The organism is Microbacterium sp. bgisy207 (assembly GCF_965345035.1).
Lineage (GTDB): Bacteria > Actinomycetota > Actinomycetes > Actinomycetales > Microbacteriaceae > Microbacterium.
Genome location: NZ_CBDRMG010000001.1, coordinates 102,880 through 121,021, shown reverse-complemented (window position 1 = coordinate 121,021; position 18,142 = coordinate 102,880). Strand labels below are relative to the sequence as shown.

14 protein-coding genes are annotated in these 18,142 nt (G+C 68.8%); 5 read left to right on the top strand and 9 right to left on the bottom strand.

Going from position 1 to position 18,142, the window contains the following annotated elements; genetic code table 11:
• Nucleotides 1–14: 14 nt before the first annotated feature.
• Nucleotides 15–1,016, bottom strand: a complete 1,002-nt coding sequence (locus tag ACSGC5_RS00570; RefSeq protein WP_434968687.1) for a LacI family DNA-binding transcriptional regulator — start codon at nt 1,014–1,016, stop codon at nt 15–17.
• Between the two features lie 47 nt (nt 1,017–1,063).
• Between ACSGC5_RS00570 and galT the strand changes: the two genes are divergently transcribed.
• Both galT and galK read left to right on the top strand, forming a co-directional pair.
• Nucleotides 1,064–2,227 (top strand): galactose-1-phosphate uridylyltransferase, encoded by a 1,164-nt coding sequence (gene galT, locus ACSGC5_RS00565; protein ID WP_434968686.1) that lies wholly within the window; start codon nt 1,064–1,066, stop codon nt 2,225–2,227.
• A gap of 44 nt (nt 2,228–2,271) precedes the next feature.
• Nucleotides 2,272–3,432 carry a galactokinase gene (gene galK / locus ACSGC5_RS00560; RefSeq protein ID WP_434968857.1) on the top strand — a complete coding sequence of 387 codons (1,161 nt, stop codon included), beginning with the start codon at nt 2,272–2,274 and terminating at the stop codon, nt 3,430–3,432.
• A gap of 59 nt (nt 3,433–3,491) precedes the next feature.
• Here galK and ACSGC5_RS00555 read toward each other — a convergent pair whose 3' ends face one another.
• Both ACSGC5_RS00555 and ACSGC5_RS00550 read right to left on the bottom strand, forming a co-directional pair.
• Nucleotides 3,492–5,777: a glycoside hydrolase family 3 C-terminal domain-containing protein gene (locus ACSGC5_RS00555; RefSeq protein ID WP_434968685.1), complete on the bottom strand. Its 2,286-nt coding sequence runs from the start codon at nt 5,775–5,777 to the stop codon at nt 3,492–3,494.
• 55 nt (nt 5,778–5,832) lie between these two features.
• On the bottom strand, nt 5,833–7,161 hold the full coding sequence (locus ACSGC5_RS00550) for an MFS transporter (protein ID WP_434968684.1): 1,329 nt from the start codon (nt 7,159–7,161) through the stop codon (nt 5,833–5,835).
• A gap of 102 nt (nt 7,162–7,263) precedes the next feature.
• On the opposite strand from ACSGC5_RS00550, the gene ACSGC5_RS00545 reads away from it, so the two are divergent.
• Both ACSGC5_RS00545 and ACSGC5_RS00540 read left to right on the top strand, forming a co-directional pair.
• Complete coding sequence (locus ACSGC5_RS00545; RefSeq protein WP_434968683.1) at nt 7,264–7,851, top strand: TetR/AcrR family transcriptional regulator; 588 nt, start codon at nt 7,264–7,266, stop codon at nt 7,849–7,851.
• Nucleotides 7,848–9,347: a carboxylesterase/lipase family protein gene (locus ACSGC5_RS00540; RefSeq protein ID WP_434968682.1), complete on the top strand. Its 1,500-nt coding sequence runs from the start codon at nt 7,848–7,850 to the stop codon at nt 9,345–9,347. Before ACSGC5_RS00545 ends, ACSGC5_RS00540 begins: the two co-directional genes overlap by 4 nt.
• An 18-nt stretch (nt 9,348–9,365) precedes the next feature.
• Here ACSGC5_RS00540 and ACSGC5_RS00535 read toward each other — a convergent pair whose 3' ends face one another.
• The 4 genes from ACSGC5_RS00535 to ACSGC5_RS00520 are packed head-to-tail and all read right to left on the bottom strand — an operon-like array spanning nt 9,366 to nt 13,154.
• A complete protein-coding gene (locus ACSGC5_RS00535) occupies nt 9,366–10,352 on the bottom strand; it encodes an LLM class F420-dependent oxidoreductase (RefSeq protein WP_434968681.1) in 987 nt (328 codons plus the stop codon).
• Nucleotides 10,353–10,385: 33 nt separating this feature from the next.
• Nucleotides 10,386–11,249 (bottom strand): DNA-methyltransferase, encoded by an 864-nt coding sequence (locus tag ACSGC5_RS00530; protein ID WP_434968680.1) that lies wholly within the window; start codon nt 11,247–11,249, stop codon nt 10,386–10,388.
• Entirely contained in the window at nt 11,228–12,277 is a 1,050-nt protein-coding gene (locus tag ACSGC5_RS00525; RefSeq protein ID WP_434968679.1) for a lipoate--protein ligase family protein, read from the bottom strand. The genes ACSGC5_RS00530 and ACSGC5_RS00525 overlap by 22 nt, the downstream gene beginning before the upstream one ends.
• Before the next feature lie 28 nt (nt 12,278–12,305).
• Nucleotides 12,306–13,154, bottom strand: a complete 849-nt coding sequence (locus ACSGC5_RS00520; protein WP_434968678.1) for an alpha/beta fold hydrolase — start codon at nt 13,152–13,154, stop codon at nt 12,306–12,308.
• Between the two features lie 67 nt (nt 13,155–13,221).
• Between ACSGC5_RS00520 and ACSGC5_RS00515 the strand changes: the two genes are divergently transcribed.
• On the top strand, nt 13,222–14,853 hold the full coding sequence (locus ACSGC5_RS00515; protein ID WP_434968677.1) for a DHA2 family efflux MFS transporter permease subunit: 1,632 nt from the start codon (nt 13,222–13,224) through the stop codon (nt 14,851–14,853).
• 18 nt (nt 14,854–14,871) lie between these two features.
• Here the strand turns inward: ACSGC5_RS00515 and ACSGC5_RS00510 are convergent, their stop codons facing one another.
• Together ACSGC5_RS00510 and ACSGC5_RS00505 are read right to left on the bottom strand one after the other, a co-directional pair.
• Nucleotides 14,872–16,320, bottom strand: a complete 1,449-nt coding sequence (locus ACSGC5_RS00510; protein WP_434968676.1) for an MFS transporter — start codon at nt 16,318–16,320, stop codon at nt 14,872–14,874.
• An 83-nt stretch (nt 16,321–16,403) separates the two neighbouring features.
• Nucleotides 16,404–18,101 carry a glycoside hydrolase family 13 protein gene (locus ACSGC5_RS00505; RefSeq protein ID WP_434968675.1) on the bottom strand — a complete coding sequence of 566 codons (1,698 nt, stop codon included), beginning with the start codon at nt 18,099–18,101 and terminating at the stop codon, nt 16,404–16,406.
• Between the last annotated feature and the right edge of the window lie 41 nt (nt 18,102–18,142).

Here is an 18,142-nt window from a genome sequence, read left to right as displayed (position 1 = left end):
TTCGCGCCGCCTGATCAGGAGGTGGCCGGTTCAGCGGTGCTCGCTCGCACGACCAGCGGGGCGTCGACCACCTGTCTCGAACCGGCGTCGGCCCCGTCGATCACCGCGGCGACCGCGCGCTGCCCGAGCACATCGAAGCGCTGCCGCACGGTCGTGAGCGCGGGTGTGTAGTTCGCGGCGTCGTCGACGTCATCGAACCCGACGACGCTCAGCCGGCCCGGAACAGACATGCCGCGCTCCGACGCCGCCCGCAGCATCCCGAGGGCCATCTGGTCGTTCGCGACGACCACGCCCGTGACCGCTGCGCGCCCGGTGACGGCATCCAGCACCTGCTGCCCCGCGTCGAAGCCGGATGCCGAGGACCAGGTACCGCGCATGACCGGGCCGGGTTCACACCCCGCGGCGGCCAGCGCCTCGCGCCACCCTCGCTCGCGCTCGGTGGCGGCGTAGGAGGACGCGGGGCCCGCGACGTGCGCGATCACACGATGCCCGAGGTCGAGCAGGTGAGCCGTGGCGAGCGCCGCGCCCTCCGCGTGGGCAGTTGCCACCCCGGGGTAGCGCTCGTCCGGCGGTGAGTCGACGACGACCAGGCGCAGGTCAGCGGGTAATGCGACATCCCGCAAGAGCGCGGATGCCTCATTGACGACGATCGCGCCATCCACTCCCTGTTCACGCAGCCGGTCGAACGCCTCCGCGGGCCCCCCTGCGCCGATACGGGCGATGGCGACGGCATAGCCGCGGACGGAAGCCTCGTCGACGACCGACTGCAGCAGCAGCGAGTTGCCGACCGTGGCGAGGGTCGATACGACAGCGCCGATGACGCCTGTGCGCCCGGTGCGCAGCGCCCGGGCGGCTCGGTGGACGCGGTAGCCGGATGCTGCCATCGCCGCCTCGACCCGCTCGCGAGTGGCGGGGTCGACGCGGGGGCTTCCGTTCACGACGCGTGACACGGTCTGGGCCGATACCCCCGCCAGTTCGGCGACGTCTGCCATGGATGTGCGGCGCTGCCCGGTCATGAAGCCTCCGTGTTGACGGTATCACGCTCGACGACTAGCGTGTTATCGTGAACACGCCCAGCGAACCGACCACTCTCGGAGCCGGTGTCGTCCGCCACGACACGACACTCGCGGACGGCCGCGACCTCTTCTACTACGACGACCCGGGCACCGCGCTCGGCGCGGAGCGCGCCATCGACGCCCGCCCGCTCGACCCCCGACCCGAGACCGCCACGATGCGGCAGGACATCCTGACCGGCGACTGGATCTCGATTGCGGCGGCGCGTCAGAACCGCGCGTTCCTGCCGCCGGCGGAGCTCGACCCGCTCGCCCCGCAGACGCCGACCAACCCGTCGGAGATCCCGTCGCGCTATGACGTGGCGGTGTTCGAGAACCGCTCCCCCTCGTTCGGACCGGCGCTGGCCGAGGCGCACGGGACGGCGCCCGAGGCATCCAACCCGCCCCGCGGCCTCGACGACCTCGAGGCACCGGGGCTCGGCCGCGTGCGCACGTCCGTCGGACGCTGCGAGGTCGTGTGCTTCAGCCCCGAGCACACCGGCTCGTTCGGCACGCAGACGGTGACTCGCGCCCGCACCGTGATCGAGGCCTGGGCCGACCGCACCGCCGCACTGTCCGCACTGCCGGGCGTGCAGCAGGTGTTCCCGTTCGAGAACCGCGGCGAAGCGATCGGCGTCACGCTCCCGCATCCGCACGGTCAGATCTACGCCTACCCGTACGTGACGCCGCGCACCCGCCGGCTGCTCGAGAACATCGACCTCACCAGCCCCGACCTGCTCGCGCGCGTCCTGGAGTTCGAGCAGACCGGGCCCCGGGTCGTGCTCGCGGGCGATCACTTCACCGCGTACGTTCCCTTTGCCGCGCGGTGGCCGATCGAAGTGCACCTCATGCCGCACCGTCACGTCGCCGACTTCGCCGAGACGACGGATGCCGAACGCGACGAGCTTGCCGCGCTCTACCTGCGCCTGCTGCGCGGGATCGACGCCCTCTACGAGACGCCGACGCCCTACATCGCGGCCTGGCACCAGGCGCCCGTCCACGTCGGCCGCGACAGCGTGCGCCTGCGGCTGGAGATCACCTCGCCGCGGCGCGCGGCCGACAAGCTGAAGTTCCTCGCCGGCTCCGAGGCGGCGATGGGCGCCTGGATCGGCGACATCCCGCCCGAGGATGCAGCGGCCCGCCTCCGTGACGCCGTCGAGGGGGTCCAGCTGTGAGCGCCGCCGATCCGCACGCCGCCGCCCTCGGGCTGCTGCGGGAGATGACGGATGCCGCGCCCCTGGGGGTCTGGTCGGCACCGGGTCGCGTGAACCTGATCGGCGAGCACACCGACTACAACGACGGGTTCGTGCTGCCGTTCGCGATCGATGCGCGCACGGCAGTCGCCGTCGCGCCACGGACCGACGAGGTCCTGCGGGTGCGCTCCAGTTTCGATGAGACCCCGGCGTCAGTTCCGATCGCCGGACTCGATGAGCTCTTCGCGTCCGCCGCGCCGGCATCTGTCCCCGAATGGTCGACGTACCCGCTCGGGGTGGCGTGGGCCCTGCGTCATGCCGCCGGAGAGTCCGCCTCGGCGCACGGTCTGGATCTGGCAATCGCCTCGTCGGTGCCGGTCGGCGCGGGGCTGTCGTCGTCCGCGGCCATCGAGTGCGCCGTCGCGGTGGCCCTCGATGAACTCTGGAACGCCGGGCTTTCGAAGCGGGAGCTGGCGCGCGTGGGCCGTACCGCCGAGAACGAGGCCGTCGGCGCACCGACGGGCATCATGGATCAGACCGCCTCGATGCTCGGCGAGACCGACGCCGCGGTGTTCCTGGATTGCCGGACACTCGAGACCGAGGTCGTACCCCTGGGGCTCTCGGACGCCGGGCTCGAGGTGCTCGTGATCGACACGCTCGTGACGCACGCGCATTCGACCGGCGGCTACCGCGAGCGCCGCGCCTCCTGCGAACGCGGAGCCGCAGCGATGGGCGTCGCCGCGCTCCGCGACCTGACGCTGGATGACCTCGAGCGCGCGGCATCCGTGATGGATGACGAGACGTTCCGGCGCGTGCGCCACATCGTGACCGAGAACGCGCGCGTCATCGAGACGGTGCGCGTGCTCCGCAGCGACGGGCCGCTGGCGATCGGTGAACTGCTGTTGGCCTCGCACGCGTCGATGCGCGACGACTTCGAGATCTCCGTGCCCGAGCTCGACACCGCCGTGGAAGCCGCGATGGTCGGTGGCGCGGTCGGCGCCCGGATGACCGGCGGCGGGTTCGGCGGCGCAGCGATCGCTCTCGTCCCCCGCGATCGCGTGGCGGAGGTGACGGATGCCGTGACCGCCGCGTTCTCGGCATCCGGATTCCGCACGCCGCGGGTGTTCACGGTACGGCCCTCCGCGGGCGCCCACCGCGACGACCCCGGCGGAGCTTCACCGCGGTAGGAGGTATCGCTGAGGGAGGACGATGGCAACGCCCCTCGTCCTCCCTCAGCGATGTGCACCTACGCCCGCTCCTGCTGAGGCGCGTTGGCCATGGCGATGAGGCCGTCGATCATCTCGGCGCTGACCTGGTCGCCGCCCATCATCGACATCCGGCCGATCGGGAACGAGAGCATCATCTTCTCCATCGACACGCCCTCGGGCATGACCGACTCGAGACCATCCATTCCCGCCATCATCTGCTGCAAGGCTCCCTGGACCATCTCACCGACGACGGGATGGGCGAGCACTTCAGCGAGCGAGGACTCCCGCGAAAGGGGGAGCCGCAGCGAATCGCCGTCCACCGCAACGGATACCGAGGCGCGGATGTCGCGGCTGGACGCTCCCACATCGACCGTGTACCGGCCGCCCTCGACCACCCAGCCATCGACACGGATGTCCCAGTAGGCGAGGTCGGCTCGACGGACCGGCACGATGACCTCCGCCGACGCGCCCGCGGCAAGAGCGACCGAGGCGAACCCCGTGAGCTCGCGGACGGGACGCTGCACCGTCGAGCCCGGCAGCGACGTATAGACCTGCACGATCTCACGCCCGTCCCGCTCACCGGTGTTGGTGACGGTGACCCGCACCTCGATGTCGCCGTCCGCCGTCACGGATGCCGCGGCATCCGTGTACGAGAACGTCGTGTACGACAGGCCGTGACCGAACGGATAGGCGACATCCAGGTCCCGCGCGTCATACCAGCGGTAGCCGACGAACAGCCCTTCGCCGTAGCGGACATGTCCGAACTCGCCGGGGAAGTCGAGGTAGGCCGGAGTGTCGGACAGCCGCAGCGGGATCGTTTCGGTGAGTTTGGCCGACGGGTTGACCTCACCGAACAGGACATCGGCGGTCGCCCCGCCGCCGGCCTGTCCGAGCAGCCACCCCTCCAGGATCGCGGGGACGTCTTCGGCAAAGGGCAGCGCCACGACCCCGCCGTTGGAGAGCACGACGACGACGTTCGGGTTGACCTCTCGCACGGCATCCAGCACCGCGAGCTGCTCGGCGGGCAGATCGATGTCGTCGCGGTCATAGCCTTCGGATTCCAGTCGCGCGGGCAGTCCGAGGAACAGCACGACGACCTTGGCAGCGGATGCCGCAGCCACCGCCTCATCACGCAACCGCGTCGCGTGGGACTCGTCGACATCGGCAGCCAGCGAGAACCCGGGGGCATAGGCGACCTCGCCGGTGGCGAGCGCGCGGATTTCCTCGAGCGCCGTGTCGAGGCGGGTCGGGTTGATCAGCGACGAGCCGGCACCCTGATAACGCGGCTTCTCGGCGAACGCTCCGATGACGGCAAGGGTCGCGTCCTTGGCCAGGGGCAGGATGCCGTCCTCGTTCTTCAAGAGCACGATGGAGCGACCGGCAGCCTCGCGGGCGAGGGCGTGGTGCGCGTCGACGTCGAGCGGTCCCGCCACCTTCCCTGCTCCTGCCCGGGCCTTGCGAACGAGATCGATGACCCGTCCTGCTGCGACATCGAGCGCCGACTCATCGAGTTCGCCGGAGCGGACCGCGGCGACGAGTTGGGCATCCGTGCGGCCGTTGGAGGAGGGCATCTCGAGGTCGAGGCCGGCGGGAAGACCCTTCACCCGGTCGTTGACGGCGCCCCAGTCCGAGACGACGAGGCCCTCGAAGCCCCATTCGTCGCGCAGCACGCGGGTGAGCAGCCACGGGTCCTCCGACGCGTAGACGCCGTTGATCCGGTTGTAGGAGCACATGACCGTCCACGGCTGCGCATCGCGCACGACCCGTTCGAACCCGCGGAGGTAGATCTCGCGCAGCGGCCGGGGGTCGATGTCCGAGCTTGCCCGCATCCTGTCGGTCTCTTGATTGTTGGCGGCGAAGTGCTTGAGGGAGGTGCCGACACCCTGCGACTGGACGCCCTTCACAAACGCCGCGCCCAGCACTCCCGAGACCAGCGGATCTTCGGAGAAGTACTCGAAGTTCCGACCGCACAGCGGCGAGCGCTTGATGTTGATGCCCGGGCCGAGGAGGACGGCGACATCCTCGATCGATGTCTCGACGCCGAGGGCCCGGCCCACCCGATCGACCAGCTCCACATCCCACGACGAGCCCAGTCCCACAGCGGGCGGGAAACAGGTTGCGGGCACGCTCGAGCCGAGGCCGAGGTGGTCACCGGCTCCCGCCTGCTTGCGCAGGCCGTGCGGACCGTCGGTCATCATGATCGACGGGATGCCGACCCGCTCGACAGGCTTGGTGTGCCAGAAGTTCAGCCCGCTGGTCAGCGACGCCTTCTCTTCCAGGGTCAGATCCGCGACGGTGGCATCGACGCTGTCGTTGTTGGTCATGGGGTTCCTTTCGGGGAGACGGGCATGCCCAAGGCAGGTTCACCTGGGCGAGAGGTTACTTGACGGATCGGATCGGCCATACCGCGAGCGCGCCGAGGATGCCGAGCACGATCGCCACCGGGAACAGGCCCTGGTATCCGAACGTCAGCACAATCGCTCCAGCCACCGCGGGCGCGAGTGTCTGCGGGAGCGTCGCAGCGATGTTCACAACGCCGAGGTCTTTTGCAAAGGACTTCGCGGACGGGAGCACCTCGCTGATCAGCGCGGTGTCGACGGCCTGGAACATCCCGAAGCCGAAGCCGGCGATGAAGGTCATGATGATCCATGCGGTCACGTCCTGCCAGAGCCACGGCAGCAGGAAGCCGAGACTCACGACAGCCGCCGAAGCGAAGACGAAGGGCTTGCGGCGCCCGATGCGGTCGGACAGAGGGCCCGACACGACAGTCGAGATGAGGATGCCGACAAGACTCAGGAGCCCAAGGACCGGAATGACGGTTTCGGGAGCCTCGATGCGGAAGTAGTCGGTCAGCAGAAACAGCTGGTATCCCGTCACGGCGAAGTAGCCCGTGTAGAGCAGGAGGCGGCCGGTGAAGGCCCAGAAGAAGTCCGGGTGGGTGATCGGACTCACCCAGAACGTACGGAGGAAGTCCCCGAGCTTGAACGGCTCCGGTTGGAGACCATGGCTCGAGTAGTCCGGGTTGAACAGCACGAACAGGCTCAGCATCGCGACCGCGAAGACGGCGAACACGATGTACCCGACGGCGACGCTGTTGTAGAAGAATGCGCCGAGGATCGAGCCGCCGAGCGCACCCACCATGAGTCCGATACCGGTGAGGGCGGCAAACGTGCCGCGGCGGGCGACCGGCACGCGGTCGGGCATCACCGCCGAGAGCGGACCCTGCGCGAAGTTGAAGCTGATCTGCACGAGGGTCCACGCGATGATGACGCCGACCAACGAGTTCGCGAAGGCCAGACCTACGAGGGCAAGGGAGCCCGCGAGCGCACCGATGATCAGCCACGGCGCCCGGCGGCCGAACCGGGTGCGCGTGCGGTCGGAGATCTGTCCGGCGATCGGCTGAGCGACCATGGCGGCGAACGCACCGATCGTGGCGACGACCGTGAGGTTGGCGACCTTGTCCGCCTCCCCGAACAGCACGGTGATCTGCTGCGGCAGAAGGATGCCGGGAATCGCGCCCCAGAGCATGAAGATGCCGAGGTTGGCAGGGATGATCCACCACATCAATCGGCGAAGGCCCTTGATCGGTGGTGGCGGGTCATCGGTACCGGATGCCGAGGCCACGAACGTGTTCTCGGTCATGGGGCCGGCGGCCGCGACCAGCGCAGGATCGGCGGGGCTCAGGGGGGAATCAGACGGCGATGTCATGGCACATACCCTTCGGGCAAGGAAGCGGTCCGACGGTGGACTCGCCGAAAACCATATGACACTAGGTTTTGAAAAACAAGCGCCATTCGGCACACTCATCTCATGGCACAACGAGGTTCGTATGCGAAAGGCGTCGCCAAGCGTGAGGAGATCCTCGAACGCGCGCTCGACGTGATCGCAACCGAGGGCTACAGCGGCGCCAGCGTCAAACGCATCGCCGAGGCCGTCGGGCTCAGTCAGGCGGGCCTGCTGCACTACTTCGACAGCAAGGAAGAGCTGTTCACCGAAGTGCTGCGCAAGCGCGACGAGCACGATGCCCAGCATTTCGGCGTCCTCCCCGACGTGGCGGAAACCGACAGCGAGAAGGCCCGGGCGGGCTTTGTGCGCGTCATCCGCCACAACGCCGACGTTCCCGGACTGGTCGAGCTCTTCTCGAGGCTCGCCGTCGAGGCTGCACACCCGGACCACCCCGCTCACGCGTACTTCGTGGAACGCGGCACCGCGCTGCGCGAGGCGTTCGCCCTCACGCCGGCGCCGGAGACGCTGTCCCCCGACGTGTTCGCACGCATCCTCCAGGCGGTCGCAGATGGCCTGCAGCTTCAGTGGCTGCTCGACCCGACGATCGACATGGCCGAAATCGTCGACCAACTCTTCGCCGCGCTGCAGCCTCGCGAATCGAGCACACGGTGACGGCGCCCCGACAGTCGGGCCCGGCCTCTGCCGCACCGGTCGTCGAGACACGCCTCGGTGCGGTTCGCGGCGTGTGGCGCGAACGGGCGGGGGAACGCAGCGCGGCCTTCCTCGGCATTCCGTTCGCGCAGGCCCCTGTCGGCGAACTCCGATTCGCCGCTCCCGCGCCCATGGCACCCTGGACCGGAGTGCGTGACGCGACGGCCTTCGGTGCGACGCCGCAGCGCGGACCAGTCGCCGAGGTGACACTCATCCCCGAGCCATCCGTACCGGGCGACTCGACACTCAACGTCAACGTGTTCACCCCGAGGCCCGGCGACTCCACGGCCCGGCTGCCCGTGCTGGTGTGGATCCACGGTGGGGGCTACGTCTCAGGGTCCCCCGCAAGCCCGTGGTACGACGGTGGCACGTTCGCCCGTCACGGCATCGTCACGGTCGTGATCTCATACCGCCTCGGTTTCGACGGGTTCGGGCTCGTCGACGGCGCACCGAGCAACCGTGGGGTACGCGACTGGCTGGCAGCACTGGAGTGGGTGCAGCGGGAGATCACGGCGTTCGGCGGGGATCCGGGCGCGGTGACGATCGCGGGCCAGTCGGCCGGCGGTGGCGCGGTGCTCACGCTGCTCGGGATGCCCGCCGCCCAGCACCTCTTCCATCGAGTCTGGGCTCTCTCACCTGCGCTGGGCGATGTCACCCGGTCGCGTGCGACGGCGGCAGCGGCGCGTCTGGCGGAACTCGCCGGGGTCCCCGCCACCCGGGAGGGGTTCGCCGCCGCGGACCCTGACGTCCTGGTCGGACTCCAAGAAGATGCGGGGTCATCGGGCGGCACTCAGCTGGCGGGCGTGCGGCGCCTCCTCGACGAGGGCTTGCCGTGGGGTCCGCTCATCGACGGGGATCTGCTCACGGCGCCGACGCCGGACTCGATCGCCCACGGCGTCGGCGCCGACAAGGAGCTCGTGCTGGGCGCGACCGACGACGAGTTCACGATGGTCACTGACGGCGTCAAGGGTCGGCTCAGGTTCGTGCCCGCAGGAGTGGCGCTCGCGGCTCTGGGCGTGGATCGCCGACGGGCTCGCAGGTTTCTGGCGGACAATACCGATCAGCGCGCCCGCGGAACTGCCGCACTCCTCGGCCGTTATGTGTCCGACAAGGTGTTCCGGGCGGGAGTCGCCCGGATCGCGGGGGCGCGGAGAGCATCGCCGACGTGGGTCTATCGATTCTCGTGGGCTTCGACGCGGATTGGCTGGGCATGCCACTGCATCGACGTGCCGTTCTGGTTCGACGTGCTCGACCGGGAACGCGTGGACCAGCTCACGGGCGATGACCCGCCCCAAGCGCTGGCGGATGTCCTGCACGGCGCCGCTTCGGCGTACGTGCGCAGCGGGACTCCCGGATGGCTGGCATGGTCCGAGGATCCCGGGCGCACGCGCGTTTTCGACGTCACCGGGCCCGAGACACTCGGCGACGGCTACGCCAGCGTCCGCGCCCTGCTCTGACAGCGAGCCCGCCTCCGTCTACACGAGGTGCGCGACGACCTCCCGCTCGAACAGCTCGATACCGCTGGCATCGTATGCCGCCTCGGGAAAGTAGTGGATCGCGTATCCGAGCCCGTGGGCCGCGCGCTCCTGGAGGCGCTCGGCGATCTGCTCGGGGGTGCCGAACCCAGGCGAGCCGCGATACTCCGCCTCGATCCCGGCGAGGTGCTCGGCGCCGACCAGCGGAGCAAGCCGCGCCAGCACCCGGGCGAGGCGCTCTTCAGCCTCGGCCTCTGTCGCGCCCACGATCGTGTTGACGTTCGAGGACTGCGTGATCTCGTACGGGTCGCGCCCGAGCGCGGCGCAGTGCTCGTGCAGGACGGCACGCTTGTGATCGAACTCCTCGATGCTGCCCGCGAAGTTGGTGTAGGCGGCGTACTTCGCGGCGATCTTGAGGGTGACCTTCTCGCCGCCGCCCGCGATCCAGAAGGGAATCCCCGGGCGCTGCAGCGGTTGCGGCCGCACGATGGCCCCGTCGACCTGGTAGTACTTTCCATCGAGCGAGGCCGACCCGGTCGTCCACGCCTGATGCATGATCTCGACACCCTCGCGCAGCATCGCGAGCCGGTCACGCAGCTCGGGGAAGCCGTACCCGTACGCGCGCCACTCGTGCTCATACCATCCGCCGCCGATGCCCATCTCGACGCGTCCACCCGAGACCAGATCCACGGTCGCGGCCACCTTCGCGAGATAGGCGGGGTTTCGGTAGCCCATGCAGGTGCACATCTGCCCGAGCCGGATGCGGCTGGTCGACGCGGCGAAGGCTGCCATGAGCGTCCACGCCTCGTGCGTGGCCTCCTCGGTGGGCGCCGGAACCGTGTGGAAGTGGTCGTATACCCATAGCGACTCCCACGGCCCGGCATCGGCGCGCTGCGCGAGTGCGTTCATCGCCTCCCATTGCTGCGCGGGATCGATCCCCACGAGGTCCAGACGCCAGCCTTGCGGGATGAAGATTCCGAATCGCATACCGCCAGCGTAGAGCGGGCTCGACGGACGCGCTCAGGTTTCGAGCACGGCCGCGTGAGGCAGTCGAGCGCGCATGACGGCGATCGCCTCGGGGTTGCTGTCGATGAGCACTGCATCGTGCCCCAGCGCGTGCGCGACCGCGCCCGTCGTCCCCGAGCCCGCGAACGGGTCGAGAACAGGGCGCCCCGGGGGCGCGGATGCCTGCACGATGCGCCGGAGCACACCCTCGGGCTTCTGCGTGGGATAGCCGGTCTTCTCGCGGCCCGTCGTCGGGACGATCGTGTGCCACCACACGTCGGTGGGGAGCTTTCCGCGCGCCGCCTTCTCCGGGGTCACGAGCCCCGGCGCCATGTACGGCTCGCGGTCCACGGCATCCGAGTCGAACCAGAACCGGGTCGGGTCCTTGACGTACACGAGGATCGTGTCGTGCTTGGTCGGCCACCTCTTGCGGGTCTTCGCGCCATAGTCATAGGCCCAGATGATCTCGTTGAGGAACCGGTCTCGCCCGAAGACGGCGTCCAGCAGCACCTTGGCGTAGTGCGCCTCGCGGTAGTCCAGGTGCAGGTAGAGGGTGCCGTCCGGGGCGAGCAGCCGCCACGTTTCGACCAGTCGCGGCTCCAGGAAGCCCCAGTAGTCGTCGAACCGGTCGTCGTAGACTCGCAGGTCGCCGCGAAGCCGCTCATAGTCGCGGCCGTGGAAGCCGCGCCTGGTCACGGACCCGGGCAGCGGAACCTCCCCGGGCGCTGCCGCCGACTCGACCGACCGCTCCCGCAGTCGACCCGTGTTGAAAGGCGGATCCAGGTAGATCAGACCGAACGTGGCATCTGGCATCGCGCGCATCAGCGGCAGGTTGTCGCCGCGATGGATCGTGACGGTCACGGCACCCGATGCAGCCATGCGTCGGTGGCGAACTTCGAGGCGACGAGGGCCTCAGCCTCGGCATATTCCTCTTGCGTGATAGAACCCGGTTCGGCGCCGTACAGAGACGCGAACGTGTCAGCGAACTTCTGCATGATCGCCTCGCGCGGCAGACCCGTCTGACGGCGCAACGGGTCGACGCGCTTGGCCGCCGAGGTCGTACCCTTGTCGCTGAGCTTCTCCCGCCCGATCCTCAGCACATCCGTGAGCACCTGGCCGTCCATGTCGTAGCTGAGGGTTGCATGGTGCAGCACTCCGCCGTTGGCGAGCCGCTTCTGCGCGGCCCCGCCGATCTTTCCCTGCGGGCTCGCGATGTCGTTGAGGGGCTGGTAGGTCGCCTCGATTCCGAGCGAGCGCAGCGCGTGCAGTACCCAGTCGTCGAGGAACGCGTACGAGTCCGCGAAGGTCATCCCCGCCACCAACGACGCGGGCACCGACAGCGAGTAGGTGATGATCGCGTCGGCGCCCATGAGCATCGCGCCGCCGCCCGAGATACGGCGGACGACGTCGTACCCGTGTCGCGCCGCACCCTCGGGGTCGACTTCGTTGCGATACGACTGGAACGATCCGATGACGACGGCCGACTCGTTCCATTCCCACAGCCGCAGGGTCGGCATCCGTCGCCCGTCACCGACGCGGGTGGTGAGCACCTCGTCGAGCGCGAGATTCATCCGCGGCGACACCGGACGATCGTGGACGATCTGCCACGAGAAATCCTTCCAGCCGGATGCCGTCACCAGAGCGCGACGCACAACGGTGCCGACTGCTTCCGGAGTGAACCCCAGCAGCTGCGCCCCCTCCGGGAGCGCAGCGCGGACCGCTGCGGCGATCGTGGCGACATCCGACTCGACCGGCAGTCCCGAGAGCGCCGCGTTGATGGCCGCAAGCGCGTCGTCGGGCTCGAGGAAGAAGTCCCCCGCGAGCTGCACCTGCGAAAGCCGCCCGTCGACGACATCGAGGTCCACGACGACGAGCTTGCCTCCGGGGACCTTGTACTCACCATGCATGGGACCAGCCTAGGAGGGCGTGTGCACGTCAGTCGCGGGCGGGGAACCGGGCATCAAGCCAGGCGAGCAGATCCGCGCGCACTTCTGCTTGCTGCGCCTCATTGAAGATCTCGTGCCGCGCACCCGGGTAGACCAGGGTCGTCACGTCGGTGAACCCGGAGCGGGTTCGGTACGCATCGGCAAGGCGATGGTTGCTGCGCGGTCCGCCGACGGTGTCCTCTCGGCCGACCATGATGAGGGTCGGGATGTCTTTCGGCAGGTTGCGCCGGGGGCGTCCGATGATGCGCAGCGAGTCGCGGAGTCCGAACAGCCGGGCAAGCGGCGTGGTGGTCGTCAGCGGGTCCGCGAGGAACTCCGCACCGACGGCTGGGTCGGATGAGAGCCATTCGACACCCGTCGCCTCCGGACCCTTCCACGGCGCGTTGAGGTCTCCGGAATTGAGCGAACCGGGCCATCGCAGCGCCGAACCGCTCAGGACGAGTGCGTCGACGGCCTGCGGGTGGTCATTGACGATGATCTGCGCGAGGAAGGATCCCCAGGAGTGGCCGAGCAGGATGAAGGGCAGATCCGGATGCTGCGCGCGGATGCGTTCGATCAGCTGCCACACCGCGGAGACGGTCGCGCGGTGCCCGCCGGTACCGAGCCGCCCGAGCCGCTCGGCATCGCCGTGCTGTCGCATCCCGGTCCGACCGTGGCCGCGGTGATCATCGGCGTAGACGACGAATCCGGCATCCACGAGCGCGGTCGTCAGCGCCCCGTATCTCCCGGCGTGTTCACCCACACCGTGGAGGATGTGGACGACGCCGCGGGGGGCAGAGCGGGGCTCGGTGACGTCGTAGACGATCGTGACGCCGTGCGCGTCGATGAACTCGGGCATGGTGCCGAGCCTAGCGATCAGCACGAGTGGGTTGGCATGCGCGATATCGCTAGATAATCTAGCGACTATGGTGTCATCCCGTCGCCGCTGGCTCGGCCTGGTCTTCATCTCCATCGCCGTCTCGCTGATCATCGTCGACTCGACGATCGTGAACGTCGCGATCCCCGCGATCGTCGATGACCTGGGGATCTCGTCCACCCAGGTGCAGTGGGTGCAGGAGGCCTACACGCTCGTCTTCGCGTCGCTGCTGCTGGTGTTCGGGTCGCTCGCCGACCGTTTCGGGCGCCGCCGACTCATGATCATCGGCGTCGTTCTGTTCGCGGGCTCGTCGATCGCCGCGGCCTTCGCACCGACCGGCGACCTCCTGATCCTCGCGCGCCTCGTTCAAGGCGTCGGCGGCGCGATGATCCTCCCCACGACGCTCTCGCTGATCAACGCGACCTTCCGGGGCAGGGAGCGCGGGATCGCCTTCGCCGTGTGGGGGTCGACGATCGGCGGGATGGCGGCCGTCGGGCCTCTTCTGGGCGGGTGGCTCACCACGGAGTTCTCGTGGCGCTGGGCCTTCGGGATCAACATCCCCCTCGGCATCGTCATCATCATCGGCGTCCTGCTGACGGTGGCAGAGTCCCGCGACGAGCACGTGCGATCGATCGACTACGTCGGCGGGCTGCTCTCGTTCCTCACCTTCGGCACTCTCGTCTTCGGGCTCATCGAGGGACGAACGCTCGGATGGTGGCAGAGTGAGGGCCAGTTCCAGGTCGGCGGCTGGACGTGGCCGTGGGCGATCTCGCCCGTGCCGGTGGCGTTCGCGATCGCGATCCTCGGCATGGCGGCCTTCATCGCATGGGGCATCCACCGCGAGCGAGCGGGCAGGTCGACGCTCATCGCGTTCAGCCTGTTCTCGATCGCGAGCTTCCGCAACGGCAACCTCTCCGCACTGGTCGTCTCCCTCGGGGAGTTCGGCCTCATTCTCTCCCTCCCACTGTGGCTCCAGTTCGTTCTCGGGCTGGATGCCTTGCAGACGGGCCTGATCCTCCTCGCGCTCGCGATCGGATCGTTCGTCGCGAGCGGAGCGGCGGCGGCTCTGAGCAACCGGGTATCCGCCGTCATCGTGGTGCGCATCGGGATCGCCGCCGAGATCGTCGGAATCGTCGCGGTCGCGATCGTGATCGCACCGGATGCCGCGTGGGGCTGGATCCTTCCCGGCCTGTTCGTCTACGGGTTCGGCGTCGGCCTCGCGACCGCCCAGCTGACGGGAGTGATCCTGGTGGATGTCCCGGTCGAGTACAGCGGCCAGGGCTCGGGCACCCAATCCACCTCGCGGCAGATCGGCTCGGCGCTGGGCATCGCGATCCTCGGCACCGTGCTGTTCACGAGCACGGCAGGCATCCTGTCGTCCACGTTGCAGGAGCGCGGGCTTGCTCCCGAGCAGATCGATCAGGTCGTCACCTCCGTCGTCGACAGCGCGGGTGCGGCGATCGCGGGGCTCGAGCAGTCGTCCGACACGGCGCCGATCGCCCAGGATGCCAAGACCGCCTTCTCGGACGGAACCCGCCTTGCCGCGTACACCGCCGCCGGCTTCCTCGCCGTGGGACTGCTGGCCACGATCGCGCTGTCGTCGCGGCGCCCGGAGGATCCCCTCGACGGCCGCGCTCCCGCGCACGCGTCTGGAGAGCCCGAGAAGACCGAGTCGACGTGACCGACGCCGATCGCGCCGTCAGACTCCCGCGGGCTCGACCGGGATCGTCCGCTCGTCGCCCTCGACGCCGCCGCGCGCGCGAGCACGGAAGGCGACGGTGACCGCCGCGGCAACGAGGCATCCGGCGGCGATGATCAGCAGCGTCGGGAACAACCCGAGCCCCGCCTGCAGGATCGGGAAGAAGAACGTCCCGACCGCGGCGCCGGTCTTGCCCGCCGCGGCGGCGAAGCCCGCACCCGCGCCGCGATTCTCGGTTCTGAAGGCGACTGCCGGCAGCGCAAACGTCGTCGAGTTCGGCCCGGCGTTCATGAACAGGTTGAACGCTGCGAACGCAGAGAACACCAGCGCGAGCTGGAGCGGTGAGTCCTGCGGCAGGAAGTCCGTGATCCCGAGCACCACGAGCCCCACGGCCATCACGATGAAACCCGTCGTCTGCATCACGATGAGGCCGAGCTTGCGCACCAGGAGGATGGCGGCAGCAAAACCGATGATGAGGAAGATGTCGAGGAAGGCGGCGCCCTCCGTGGACGTGATGTCATCGGCGATGAACTGGGAGTTCGCGGATGACGAGAGCGCGAGCGCCGCGAGAATCGTCGGGGTGAACACGCCCACGCCGTAGGTTGCGATGTCCATGAAGAACCAGGGAACGGCAGTCAGAGCGGTCGTCCCGCGTACGCCTTTCGAGAAGAGGGCTCGGCGCTCCTCTCGCGTCACGCGTTCCTCCGAGGGCTCGACGACACCGGCGACCGCTTCTTCCTCGGTCACCTGGCGGACCTCCTCCACCGTGAGCGTGCGACCGGTGAACTGCGTCACCGCGTCGATCGCCTCGTCGTACTTGCGCATCGAGGCGAGCCACATCGGGCTCTCGGGGACATTCCGGCGAAGGATCACGATGATGAGCGCGGGGACGACACCGAACGCGAGCATCCACCGCCACGCCTCGGGCACAGGGTCGAGGCTGAGAACGAGCAGTCCGACGAGGGCGCCGAGCAGTTGCCCGACGGCCTGGAAGCTGAACGCGCCGATCAGCAGCCGCGAGCGGAGCCGGCGCGGCGAGATCTCTGCCACATAGCTCGACGCGATCGGGTAGTCGGCGCCGACACCGATCCCCAGCAGGAAACGGAAGAGGATGAGCCACCAGATGTCGGGGGCCACCGCCGAGGCCAGCGCGAAGACGACGAACATCCCGAGATCGATGCGGAAGGCAAGCTTCCGCCCGATCCGGTCCGAGATCTTCCCCATGACCGACGCACCGACGATCGCGCCCACGATCGCCGCGCTCGAGACCATGCCCGTCTCCAACGGCGAGATGTTCCACTGGGCGACGATCAGGGGGATCGCCACCCCCATGATGAAGAAGTCGAACCCGTCGAGCATGATGCCGAGCGCCGACAGCACCCAGACCTTCCGATGGGTGCGCCCGAAGCGCAGTCCGTCGAGGTGCCGAGCCATTCCATGAGCGGACATGACCCCCATTGTGGCCAAGGCCGCGTCCCGCCGAGAGACGTCGAGGTGAACGCTGGGAAAACGCGCGCCGGCAACCCGAACGGCTAGTCGCTCATCCCCTGCGGAGCGATCCACACCGTCGATTCGCCGGGGACGTCGGCGACTGGGCCGCCGGATGTCGCGAGCACGACCTCACCACCGAGCGACGCGTCCAGCGGATACGGGTCCGAGCCGAAGTTCGTGATCACCTGCCAACCGTTGGGTCGGGCAAATCGCAGCACGTCATCTCGACCGGTCTCGATCCACTCCAGCTCCTCGGCGGTTTCCAGCCGGCGGCGCAGGTGCAGCGCGCGACGGTAGAGGGCAAGCGTCGACCGGGGGTCGTCCTCTTGCAGCGTCACCGCAAGATTCGCGAACCACGCCGGCTGCGGCAGATGGGGCTGCGCCGCCCCGAATCCCAGGCCCGGGCCGTCGCCGTGCCACGGCAACGGAACGCGGCATCCGTCACGTCCGATCTCCGCGCCCTCGGTGCGGAAGAAGGTCGGGTCTTGACGCTGTGCGGGGTCGATGTCGGCGACCTCGTGGAGACCGAGCTCCTCTCCCTGGTAGAGGTATGTCGATCCCGGCAGCCCGAGCAGGAACATCGTCGCCGCCGTCGCGCGCCGCAGTCCCCGTGCGCGGTCGAGGCCCTCTTCGGGACCGCCGTCCAGGAGCCACTGCCCACCGTGTCGGGTCGGCACCGTCGATTCCGCGGTCGGCGTGCGCAGTCCGTAGCGCGTGGCGTGCCGCACGACGTCGTGGTTGGAGAGCACCCACGTGCTCGAGGAGCCGGACGCGGCGACGAGCGCAAGGTTGTCGGTGATGATGCGACGGAAGCTCTGCGCATCGAAGTCCGCCTCGAGCAGATCGAAGTTGAACGCCTGTCCGAGGCTCTCGGGCCGGGCATAGAGGTGGATCCGCGAGGGGTCCACCCAGGCTTCGGCGACTGCCGTGCGCGGCGGGTCATAGGAGTTGAACACAGCACGCCACTGCGCATAGATGTCGTGCACATCGTCGCGGTCGATGAGCGGATGATTGCCGTCCCGCGGAATGAGTGCGAGCTCGTCCTTGGAGGGCAGCGGCTCGGTCAGGTCCTTGGTCAACATGTGCGCGACATCGATGCGGAAACCGTCGACGCCGCGATCCGACCAGAACCGCAGGGTCTTCACGAAGTCCTCGCGCACCTCCGGGTGATCCCAGTTCAGGTCGGGCTGTTCGCGCGCGAAGTTGTGCAGGTACCACTGTCCGTCGGCAACGCGCTCCCACGCGGAGCCGCCGAAGATCGACACCCAGTCGGTGGGGGGCTCCGCGCCCTCGGGCCCGGACCCCTCCCGGAAGATGTAGCGTTCCCGGGCCGCCGATCCGCGGCCGGCCGCAAGAGCCTCCTGGAACCACGCGTGCTGGTCGGAGGTGTGGTTGGGAACGATGTCGACCACGACTCTGATGCCGCGCGCATGCAGGGCGGCCAGCATCCGGTCGAAGTCCTCGAGCGTTCCCAGGCGCGGGTCGACGTTGCGGTAGTCGGCGACGTCGTAGCCGCCGTCGGCGAGCTCCGACGGGTAGAACGGGCTCAGCCAGACAGCATCGACACCGAGCTCGGCGAGGTAGTCCACGCGAGAGGTGATGCCCGGGATGTCGCCAAGGCCGTCGCCGTCGGCATCCGCGAAACTGCGGGGATAGATCTGGTAGACGACAGCTTGCCGCCACCACGGTGCCGGGGCGAGGTCGGTGCGGGTGTCGAGTTCGGTCTCAGTCGCGGGCACAGCGGTCCTTTCGGGATCGATTTCGGGATCGGTTCGGGAGG

What these genes read in the sequence shown, in the direction of transcription:
- ACSGC5_RS00570 (WP_434968687.1), bottom strand. Translation starts at nt 1,016, where the DNA reads ATGACCGGGCAGCGCCGCACATCCATGGCAGACGTCGCCGAACTGGCG.
- ACSGC5_RS00555 (WP_434968685.1), bottom strand. Translation starts at nt 5,777, where the DNA reads ATGACCAACAACGACAGCGTCGATGCCACCGTCGCGGATCTGACCCTG.
- ACSGC5_RS00510 (WP_434968676.1), bottom strand. Translation starts at nt 16,320, where the DNA reads ATGTCCGCTCATGGAATGGCTCGGCACCTCGACGGACTGCGCTTCGGG.
- ACSGC5_RS00525 (WP_434968679.1), bottom strand. Translation starts at nt 12,277, where the DNA reads ATGCATGGTGAGTACAAGGTCCCCGGAGGCAAGCTCGTCGTCGTGGAC.
- galK (WP_434968857.1), top strand. Translation starts at nt 2,272, where the DNA reads ATGACGGATGCCGCGCCCCTGGGGGTCTGGTCGGCACCGGGTCGCGTG.
- ACSGC5_RS00535 (WP_434968681.1), bottom strand. Translation starts at nt 10,352, where the DNA reads ATGCGATTCGGAATCTTCATCCCGCAAGGCTGGCGTCTGGACCTCGTG.
- ACSGC5_RS00515 (WP_434968677.1), top strand. Translation starts at nt 13,222, where the DNA reads ATGGTGTCATCCCGTCGCCGCTGGCTCGGCCTGGTCTTCATCTCCATC.
- ACSGC5_RS00545 (WP_434968683.1), top strand. Translation starts at nt 7,264, where the DNA reads ATGGCACAACGAGGTTCGTATGCGAAAGGCGTCGCCAAGCGTGAGGAG.
- ACSGC5_RS00520 (WP_434968678.1), bottom strand. Translation starts at nt 13,154, where the DNA reads ATGCCCGAGTTCATCGACGCGCACGGCGTCACGATCGTCTACGACGTC.
- ACSGC5_RS00550 (WP_434968684.1), bottom strand. Translation starts at nt 7,161, where the DNA reads ATGACATCGCCGTCTGATTCCCCCCTGAGCCCCGCCGATCCTGCGCTG.
- ACSGC5_RS00530 (WP_434968680.1), bottom strand. Translation starts at nt 11,249, where the DNA reads ATGGCTGCATCGGGTGCCGTGACCGTCACGATCCATCGCGGCGACAAC.